General features: G+C 70.4%; 9 protein-coding genes. 3 read left to right on the top strand and 6 right to left on the bottom strand.

Going from position 1 to position 8863, the window contains the following annotated elements:
* Window positions 1–313 precede the first annotated feature (313 nt).
* From J7I98_RS38365 to J7I98_RS38355, 3 genes are read right to left on the bottom strand one after another with little or no spacing between them, the layout of a single operon-like run.
* Window positions 314–925 (bottom strand): C39 family peptidase, encoded by a 612-nt coding sequence (locus J7I98_RS38365; RefSeq protein WP_214929685.1) that lies wholly within the window; start codon window positions 923–925, stop codon window positions 314–316.
* Window positions 918–1910, bottom strand: a complete 993-nt coding sequence (locus tag J7I98_RS38360) for a threonine/serine dehydratase (protein ID WP_214929684.1) — start codon at window positions 1908–1910, stop codon at window positions 918–920. The genes J7I98_RS38365 and J7I98_RS38360 overlap by 8 nt, the downstream gene beginning before the upstream one ends.
* Window positions 1907–2863 carry a D-alanine--D-alanine ligase gene (locus J7I98_RS38355; protein ID WP_214929683.1) on the bottom strand — a complete coding sequence of 319 codons (957 nt, stop codon included), beginning with the start codon at window positions 2861–2863 and terminating at the stop codon, window positions 1907–1909. The genes J7I98_RS38360 and J7I98_RS38355 overlap by 4 nt, the downstream gene beginning before the upstream one ends.
* A gap of 134 nt (window positions 2864–2997) precedes the next feature.
* On the opposite strand from J7I98_RS38355, the gene murF reads away from it, so the two are divergent.
* Window positions 2998–4398 (top strand): UDP-N-acetylmuramoyl-tripeptide--D-alanyl-D-alanine ligase, encoded by a 1401-nt coding sequence (gene murF / locus J7I98_RS38350; RefSeq protein WP_214929682.1) that lies wholly within the window; start codon window positions 2998–3000, stop codon window positions 4396–4398.
* A gap of 216 nt (window positions 4399–4614) precedes the next feature.
* Here murF and J7I98_RS38345 read toward each other — a convergent pair whose 3' ends face one another.
* Window positions 4615–5028: a hypothetical protein gene (locus J7I98_RS38345; RefSeq protein WP_251021807.1), complete on the bottom strand. Its 414-nt coding sequence runs from the start codon at window positions 5026–5028 to the stop codon at window positions 4615–4617.
* Window positions 5029–5231: 203 nt separating this feature from the next.
* On the opposite strand from J7I98_RS38345, the gene J7I98_RS38340 reads away from it, so the two are divergent.
* Both J7I98_RS38340 and J7I98_RS38335 read left to right on the top strand, forming a co-directional pair.
* On the top strand, window positions 5232–6515 hold the full coding sequence (locus tag J7I98_RS38340; RefSeq protein ID WP_308378086.1) for an XRE family transcriptional regulator: 1284 nt from the start codon (window positions 5232–5234) through the stop codon (window positions 6513–6515).
* On the top strand, window positions 6500–7048 hold the full coding sequence (locus tag J7I98_RS38335; RefSeq protein WP_214929681.1) for a GNAT family N-acetyltransferase: 549 nt from the start codon (window positions 6500–6502) through the stop codon (window positions 7046–7048). Before J7I98_RS38340 ends, J7I98_RS38335 begins: the two co-directional genes overlap by 16 nt.
* A gap of 119 nt (window positions 7049–7167) precedes the next feature.
* Here the strand turns inward: J7I98_RS38335 and J7I98_RS38330 are convergent, their stop codons facing one another.
* Both J7I98_RS38330 and J7I98_RS38325 read right to left on the bottom strand, forming a co-directional pair.
* Window positions 7168–7623 (bottom strand): recombinase family protein, encoded by a 456-nt coding sequence (locus J7I98_RS38330; protein WP_308378085.1) that lies wholly within the window; start codon window positions 7621–7623, stop codon window positions 7168–7170.
* 127 nt (window positions 7624–7750) lie between these two features.
* Complete coding sequence (locus J7I98_RS38325; protein WP_308378084.1) at window positions 7751–8629, bottom strand: recombinase family protein; 879 nt, start codon at window positions 8627–8629, stop codon at window positions 7751–7753.
* Window positions 8630–8863 lie beyond the last annotated feature (234 nt).

The following is an 8863-nucleotide window of genomic DNA, read 5'->3' as shown; positions in this document are numbered from 1 at the left end:
CTCACGTGCAGCCGAACACCACACGCCTCACCCGCCACAGCCGGTGACCGAGCGGACGCTCACAGGTATGCCCCGACCTGCGGTGGCGGCCGACTTGTGCATGCGCGCGACACGGCTTCGCCGCCCACCTCGACGGCAGCGCAACCGAACCGAATGTGGTGCAGGTCACTCAACTGCAGGACAGATTCCGCCAGGGCTGACGGCGACGACGATGCGCCCCAGCGCGCTGAGGTCGGGTTCCGGTGCTCGGCTACTTGTGCCGTCCCCGCCGCCCAGGACGGAGACGGGGCCGGCCGAAGCGGCGTCGGCAGTGTCAGGTCAGGGACACGCCGCGGCCGCCGAAGAATTCGGCGAACTCGGCCGCGGGCAGGCTCGCGGTACGGGCCTGGTCGGTGTGTCCGGAGGGGTTGCGGAAGTGCACTGTGTCGCCCTGGCGGCCGGTGACGAGCACGAGGTGCCCGCCCTTGCCGGGGGCGGGGTTCTCGGGGCGGCGGATCTCCTTGTGTACTGAGGCCATGACCAGCCGCCCGCTGTCGAGCAGGGCGAGGAGGTCGGGCACGGTCAGGGTCGGGTGGACCTCGGCGCCCAGGGGGTGGACGTCCTTGACGTACTGGACGAAGGGGGCGTAGATCAGGCCGCGGATCTCTCCGGTGTCCGGGTCCTCGGTGTATGCCCCGTATTTCCGGGCGCCGTCGAGGAGTTCGAACATGGTGGGTGCGTCGCCGGTACGGGCCATCAGCGCCATGCGCAGGCAGGCGATGCCGCAGATGTGGCCGCACCACCGGCCGTAGGTGTCGGGGTCGGGTGCGCCGGACTCGGCCCAGCGGGGTTCGTCTCCGTGGGCGCGGCCTTCGTAGGCGAACGCGGTGATCAGGTCCGGGCTGGCGTACTGGGTGACGGTGGGGAACGGGTGGTCATCAGACACAGGCGGGTTCCTTCCGGTGGGCTGTCTGGCTGATCAGCCGGTGGAAGGTGGGCCAGTCCACGCCGCCGCCAGAGATCACCACGCCGATCATTCCCGATTCGTGGGGGACGTGGCCGGCGAGGACGGCGGCCAGGGCGCAGGCGCCGCTGGGTTCGGCTACGACTTTCAGGTGCCGGAAGGCGAATGCCATGGCGGTGGTGATGTCCTGGTTGGTCACGGTCACCACGTGGTCGAGGAGTTGGGAGTTGACGGCCCAGGTCAGCGGTGAGGGGCTGGTGTGTCCGAGGCCGTCGGCGATGGTGGTGGGAACCTCGGGGAGGGCGATGCGCTGGCCGCAGCGCAGGGACAGCAGGGTGTCGGCGCCTTCCTGCGGTTCCACGCCGATGACCTTGATTCCGGGGTGGAGGTGCTTGGCGATCGTGGCGGTTCCGGCAGCGAGGCCGCCGCCGCCGACGGGGACGACGAGGGTCTCGATCTCGGGGTGGTCGGTGAGGAGTTCCAGGGCGGCGGTGCCGGCCCCGGCCATGATGTGCCGGGAGTTCGCCGAGGGGACGACGGCCAGGCCGTCACGGGCGGCGATCTCGGCCACGAGGGCGTCCCGGTTCTCAGAATCCCGGCGGTAGGTGACGACCCTGCCGCCCAGGGCGCGGATGCCTTCGACCTTCGGGGTTGGGGCGTCGGCGGGGATGACGACGGTGGCCGGCACTTCGAGGAGGCGGCCGGTCAGGGCGAGGGCCTGGGCGTGGTTGCCGGAGGAGGCGCCGATCAGGCCGCGGGCGCGTTCCTTGGTGGGGAGGGATGAGGCGTGGTGGTAGGCGCCGCGGAACTTGAAGGAGCCGGTGCGCTGGAGGCTCTCGGCCTTGCATACGACCGGCCAGCCCGCTGCCTGGTCGAGGGAGAGCGCGGAGAGGGCGGGGGTGCGGGTGGCGACTGGTTGGAGGTTGGCGGCGGCGTCCTCGACGTCGCGGGCGGTCAGTTCGGTCACGGCCGGTACCCCCCGCTTGTGGTGGCGGTGGCGAGGATCATGCGGATGAGCTGGTCGTAGTCGATGCCCGCTGCGGCCGCCATGGTGGCGAGGTTGCCGGTGTGGGAGAGGCCGGGCAGGGTGTTGATCTCCAGCCAGACCGGGCTTTTGCCGGGGGTGACGATGAAGTCGGAGCGGGAGTATCCGGTGCAGGCCAGGGCGCTGTGTGCGGTGAGCGCGGCGGTGGTGATGGCGTCGAGGGTGGCGCTGGGGAGTTCGGCCGGGCACCGGTAGTGGTACTTGGTTTTGTCGCGCTTGGTGGCGTAGTCGTAGAACTCGGCGTCGGTGGGCAGGGTCTCCAGCGGTGGCAGGGCCACGGGCGAGCCGTCCAGCTCCAGGATTCCGCAGGTCACCGGTGTGCCGGTGGTGAACGGCTCGGCGAACCAGCCGTCGGCGGCCTTCACCGTGGGCAGGGCGGCGGCGAGCTCGGCGGTGTCGTGGCAGACGGTCATGCCGATGGAGCCGCCTTCGGAGAGGGGCTTGAGGATCAGCGGGAAGGTGATTGTGCTGGTGATGGCCTGTGTGATCGTGTCGCGGTCGCGGGCCGGGACGTTGACGGATGGCAGGACCGCCACGCCGGCGGCGGCCGCGACGGTCTTGGCGAACGTCTTGTGCATGCCGATGGCCGAAGCCGTCACGCCCGAGCCGGTGTAGGGGATGTTCAGGGACTCGAGTAATCCCTGGAGCTTGCCGTCCTCGGCGTACTGACCGGCGATGGCCAGGAGCGCCACGTCGGCGCCGCGGACCTGGTCGGCGAAGTCCTTGCTCGCGGCGTCGAGGAACACCGTGGTGTAGCCCTGCCGGTTAAGGGACTCCAGGGCGGCGCGGCCGGACATCAGGGACCGTTCCCGCTCGGTGGACCTGCCGCCGGAGACTACGGCGATCCGGCCGGGTTGGAGAGACTGCATCGTCATCAGGTTGTGCTCCTGTTCGTGGGTGCTCTGGCCGGTCTCGGATGTGCCGGCACTCCAAAGCGCTACGGTCGCGGGACCGAACCGGTCGGCTGTTGGCCGTGCCGGGCAAGCCCTGCTGATTCGGAGTGCGTTTCGTGATCCCCCTTTCACTCGAAGCCGTCGCGGCCGCCGTCGGCGGCCGCCTGTGCGACGTGCCGGACCCGTCCGTGCTGATGACCGCGCCTGCGGTCGTCGACTCGCGCACGGTCGAGCCCGGTGGTCTGTTCGCCGCGCTGCCCGGTGAGCACGCCGACGGTCACGCCTTCGCGGCGAAAGCGGTGAAAGCCGGTGCGGTGGCGGTCCTGGCCGCCCGTCCCGTCGGTGTCCCGGCCGTGGTCGTCGATGACGTGCTGGACGCGCTCGCGGCACTGGCCCGCACCGTGCTGGCCGCCGTGCCGCAGGCGACGGTGATCGGGCTGACCGGCTCGGCGGGCAAGACCAGCACGAAGGACCTGATCGCGCAGGTGCTCCCCGAGCTCGGGGAGACGATCGCCACGGTGAAGTCGTTCAACGGTGAGATCGGCATGCCGCTGACGGTGACCCACCTGGATAAGGGCGTTCGCTACCTCGTGCTGGAGATGGGCGCCCGCGGCGTCGGCCACATCACCCACCTGACGCGTATCGCCCCGCCCGCGGTCGGCCTGGTCCTCAACGTGGGCACCGCGCACGTCGGCGAGTTCGGCGGCCGCGAGCAGATCGCCCAGGCCAAGGGCGAACTCGTCGAAGCACTCCCGGCGAACGGGCTTGCGGTTCTCAACGCCGACGATCCGCTGGTGGCCGCCATGGCGTCGCGTACCCGCGCCAGGGTGCTGACCTTCGGTATCGACAACGACGCCGACGTGAGGGCCGTGGACATCGCCCTCGACCCCTCGGGCCGGGCCTCGTTCACCCTGACGGCCGCCGGCACTCAGGCGCGGGTCGATCTTTCCCTTCACGGCGCGCACCACGTCTCGAACGCGCTGGCCGCGGCCGCCGTCGCGATCGGGCTGGGCACCGGCGTGGAGAAGACGGCGGCTGCACTGTCCCGCGCGGTCTTGGTGGCGTCCGGGCGCATGGAGGTCACCGACCGGCCCGACCGGGTGCGGATCGTCAACGACGCGTTCAATGCGAACCCCGATTCGATGAAGGCAGCGTTCACGGCCCTTGAGGCCATGACAGGCGGGCACCGGACCATCGCGGTCCTGGGAGAGATGAAGGAACTCGGCGCCGACGGCAGCGACGAACACCGGCAGGTCGGCCGGCTCGTCGCCGCCGCCGGCATCGATGTGCTGATCGCGGTCGGCGACGAGGATGCGCGGACGATGGCCGCCGCTGCCCAAGAGGACAACCCGCAGCTGAAAGTGGTCGACGCCTGCGACCGGGACCACGCCCTGACCCTGGCCCGCGACCTGGTCCAGCCGGGGGACATCGTGCTGGTCAAGGGCTCCCACAGTGTGGGGCTGGAGCACACGGCGGTGTGCCTGGCCCAGCCCGGCACCGTGGCTGGCGACCGCTAGATGCGGGGCTGGTGTCCGGTGTGATCGGGGCGGGGTTGGCGAGGGAGCCCGGGTCGGTGGTCCACTCCATGCCTCCGCCGGGCGGCTGCAGCCACGCCACCGGGCGCGGCTTATCTCCGTCGGGGGCGATGGCCCGCAGGGTTCCCCGGCGGCCGGACGCGGTGTCCTCAACGTCCCGGCCGATCCAGGGGTGATCACGGTGGAGCATTCCGCGGCTCACCGGGCTTCACCGCCCGTCGCGGCCAGCGGCGCCCAGGTGTAGCGCACGCGTACACCGTGTTCCTGGAGCCAGCGGGTCTCGCGGTGCCGGAATTCGTGCGCGCTCTCCGGGGCGATGCTGGCGGGCCAGCGGACGAGCACCGCGGCGACCGCGCCGGCCCCCGCCAGGTCCCGCACCCGCTGCCACCCTTCGCGGCAGCAGGGGTCAGGCTCGCCGTACTCGTCGGTGACCACTTCGGTGATCGTCAGTCCTCGCTGCTGTGCGAAGCTGCGGCCTTCCTCTTCCGCGCGCTGAGCGGCGAGGCTGGGCATCAGCGCTCCGCGGTCGGCGCACACGTACAGCACGGTCGCAGCGGAGCCCGTGACGGCCGGTGCGGCGGCCTCTTCCTGGGGGATTCCTGCACTGGTCATCGCTGCCTCAGCAGGTGGATCGGGAGTCGGTGCCCCGCCGTGCCCCACGGGGGAACGAGGCGCGGCGGGGCCGTACACGACACCTAACCGTCCGTCACCGCCAGGGGTGCATGACGAAGTCGGCCGGGCTCCTCACGGCGCGACTGACGAATTGGCTTTTCCGTTACCTCCCGCAAGCCGGGCGCACGCCCTACCGTGCTGTCGTGGCGGAGACCAGAAACGAACCCTTAGCCGCCTGGCTGACGGGGCACCAGATGTCGGCTGTAGAGCTGGCCGACGCAGTCAACGACGCCATCGGCGAGTTCACCGGGAGAACCGGCACGACGTCGGAGCGCACCGTGTTCCGCTGGCTGTCCGGTGAGAACCGGTGGCCCCAGGAACGCCAGCGCCGGGGCCTGGAGGTCGTCACCGGTCTCACCGCCACGGCTTTAGGGTTCGTGCCTCGGGGGAAGTCCAAGACCGTTCCAGCACTACCGGAGGACCCCGACGTGCACCGTCGCCAGTTCTTCAGCGCGACCGCCGGCACCGCGGCCGCCGTCGCCATACCCCTCACCACCGCCTCGGCCCGGCCGTCCCGCGTCGGCACCTCCGACGTGATCCGGCTGCGCGACGACGTCGAACGACTGGTCGCACTGGACGCCGAGCGCGGCGGGCACGGCCTGGAGCAGGCCGCTCTCGCCGGGGCTACCGAAGCGCTCGGTCTGCAGAGGAAATCCACCACGCAACGCGTACGGCAACGCCTGTTCGCGCTCGCCGCCGACTTCACCGCGACAGCGGCATGGTCCCTGATCGACGCCGGGCGGCTCGACGGCGCCGGCCGCCACCTGGACCGGGCCCTGACACTCGCGGGCCTGGCGCAGGACTCCGAGATGGCCATTCAGGTATGGAACCTGCGGGCGATGCTCGCCCGGCAGCGCCGCGACTACGCCGAAGCGGTGGCCTCCTCGAGGGCCGCCCAAGCGACGGTCATCGCCCGGCGCAGTCCGCTGCACTCTTCCCTCGCCCACGCCCGGACCGCCGTCGGCCTCGCTCACAGCGGCGACAACCGCGCGGCCATCGGATGCCTCGGCCGCGCCGAGGACGCCCTGTCGAAAGCCGACTTGGCACAGCCCCACGCCACCTGGATCGCCTTCTACGGACCGGCCGAACTGCACTCCCTGACCGCGATCGTGCGAGACGTCGTGGGCCACCCGGCGGAGGCGGAGGCTGCCTCTCACCGGGCGCTCGCCACTCTCCCCGACTCCTACCGGCGCAACCGTGCACACACCACGGCCCGGCTCGCACTCACGCAGCTGCACCAGGGCGACGTCGAGCAGGCGTGCGCCACCAGCGGCACCGTCTTCACGATCATGGCGGGTGCTCCACTGCCCGGGCGGATGCGGCAGCTCCTCGGCGACTTCCAGCGCGACCTGATCGCCCGTGCCCCCTCCGCGCACATCGCGCATGAGTGGACCGACCAGTACCGGACCGAATGGAGCAGCTCTTGACCACCACAGCCGTCGAACTCCGCCGCTTCGGCCACGAGGACCTGCCGACCATCCGGCAGACCCTCCTGGACGTGCACGCGGACGCCTACGCCAGCGAGATGGACGACGAGTTCAACCAGCGCTTCCCCTGGTTCGTGGACCACTGGGGCGGCCATCCCGGGTTCGCCTGCGTCATCGGCTACGACGGCGACGAGCCGGTCGGCTTCGCCTACGGCGCCCCAGCCACCCCCGGCCGGGAATGGTGGCGCGAGCACCTGAGCGAGCCGCCGGCGGACGACTCAACCTTCTCCGTGTCCGAGTTGATGGTGCGCCCGCGGTGGCGGAAGACCGGGACCGCCGAGCGGCTGCACGAGGTGCTGATCGAGGACCGGCCGGAAACCCTGGCTGTGCTCCTGGTCGATCCCGGCCACCCGAAGGTGGAGGCGCTGTACGAGACGTGGAAATACCGCCGGATCGGCAACCGGCAGCCGTTCCCTGACTCCCCGAACTTCACGGTCATGCTCCGCAACCTGCACATCCCGACCGCTTCCTGATCCCGTGCTACAGCGGGGCCCCCGGCTCCAGCCGGGGGCCTCTTCGCTGCTGCTCAAATGCCCTGAGCTTGGGGTCCCATACTCGCCGAAAAAACAACGCTTAAGGGTTGAGCCGCAGGTCAGGCCGTGGGCTCCAGAGGGGCTGCGATCGTCTGCTCGTCGTGCTCGCGCAGCATCCGCATCACGGTCGCCGGGGACGGGTGCTGTCCCTTCTTCTTGCCCTTGGTGATGACGAGCCGCGCCGCGATGTCGCGCAGGCTCATCTCCTGCTCCCGCAGGTGGAGGGCCATGGACAGCATGTGGTCGTCGGCGACGCTGGCCCCGCCGATGGTCTTGCCGCGCTTGCGGGCGGACTCATGGCCTTCCAGGGTGCGGTCCCGGATGTACTCGCGCTCCATGCCGGACAGGGCCGCCAGCACGGTGAACACGACGCCCGAGGGGTCGTGTGAGCCTTGGAGTTCCCCAGTGAGGAACTGAAGGCCGACGTCGCTCGCCTTCAGTTCTTCGGCCAGGGTCGCCAGTTCGATGCCGCGGCCGAGCCGCTTGTGCTCGTGGACGACGAGGGTGACGCGCACGCCGGAGGCGCGCAGTTCGCCGGCGAGGGCGACGGCCTTGTCTGTGACTTTGATGGGTAAATGGCATGATTACCCGGTGGTATTTGGCGTCCTCGCTGCGAGCGTGGCGCCGCTCAAGTGGTGACGCTCAAGGTGTGGTCGTCTGTTCGTCGTGTTCGCGCAGCATGCGCATGACGGTTGCCGGGGCGGGGTGCTGGCCGCGTTTCTTGCCGGTGCGGATGACCAGCCGGGCTGCGATCTCGCGCAGGGAGAGGTTCTCTTCGTCGCGCAGGCGCCGGGCGGTGGCGAGCATGTCTTCGTCGGAGACTTTGACGCCGCCGATGGCTTTGCCGTTCGTACGGGCGGTCTCCTGGCCTTCGAGGGTCTTGTCGCGGATGTAGTCGCGTTCGGATTCGGCCATGGCGGCGAAGAAGGCGAACAGGGCGGCGCCGTGTCCGGCCGGGTCGTGCTTGCCCGCCAGCGGGCCGGTGAGGAACTCCAGCTCGATCTCGGCGTCGCGCAGTTCCTCGGCGGCCTTGAGGAGTTCGAGGGCGCCGCGGCCGAGCCGTTTCATCTCGTGCACGACGAGGGTGACCTTCGCGCCGAGTGAGCGGTATTCGCGGGCGGCGGCGAGGGCGGCCTTCATCTCGGGCCGTTCGCGCACGCGGGTGCTGATGCGTTCGTGGAACAGGCGGTGCACGCCGGAGGCTTCGAGGGCGTCGATCTGTGACTGGATCTCCTGTGTCCGCGTCGAGACGCGGGCGTAGCCGAGGCGGACCTCCATCGGCGTGGCCGCCGCTGCGGGCTTCACGGCCGGCAGAGCGCTCCAGAGTGAGCCGGGGTGGCGGACGGCCGGGGTGGCGACGTGCAGTTCGGAGCGGAGCGCGGGGACGAGCTGGAAGCGGGCGGTGTGGTACTTGAGCGCGACCTTGCCCGCGGTGGTCCGGCACGGGGAGCCCGCCGGGGCCCGGCAGGTGGACATCGGGCAGAGGTGCGCTTCGACGAGCTTGTGCGGGTCGGGGTTCACGCCGGGATCGTTTCAGGGGTGCGTTTCACAAGTCAAGAGGAAGGAAACGACCTGTGAAACATGCCGGCCTGCACGGATGCTGCGGCGGTGCGGTGTTGCAATAGGGAACACCTATGAAACACCCTCTCACTGGCTCCCCGGTCGCTGCCACCACTGACCATCGGTCCAAGCATCACGCACGGCTACTTTGTGGCGGTGTCTGAAATGCGCAGAGCTGCGGCGCTACCGAGACGT

The organism is Streptomyces sp. ISL-98 (assembly GCF_018614055.1).
Taxonomy (GTDB): Bacteria; Actinomycetota; Actinomycetes; order Streptomycetales; family Streptomycetaceae; genus Streptomyces; species Streptomyces spiramyceticus.
This window is presented reverse-complemented; position numbering and strand designations above follow the sequence as displayed.

What these genes read in the sequence shown, in the direction of transcription:
- J7I98_RS38355 (WP_214929683.1), bottom strand. Translation starts at nt 2,863, where the DNA reads ATGACGATGCAGTCTCTCCAACCCGGCCGGATCGCCGTAGTCTCCGGC.
- J7I98_RS38345 (WP_251021807.1), bottom strand. Translation starts at nt 5,028, where the DNA reads ATGACCAGTGCAGGAATCCCCCAGGAAGAGGCCGCCGCACCGGCCGTC.
- J7I98_RS38335 (WP_214929681.1), top strand. Translation starts at nt 6,500, where the DNA reads ATGGAGCAGCTCTTGACCACCACAGCCGTCGAACTCCGCCGCTTCGGC.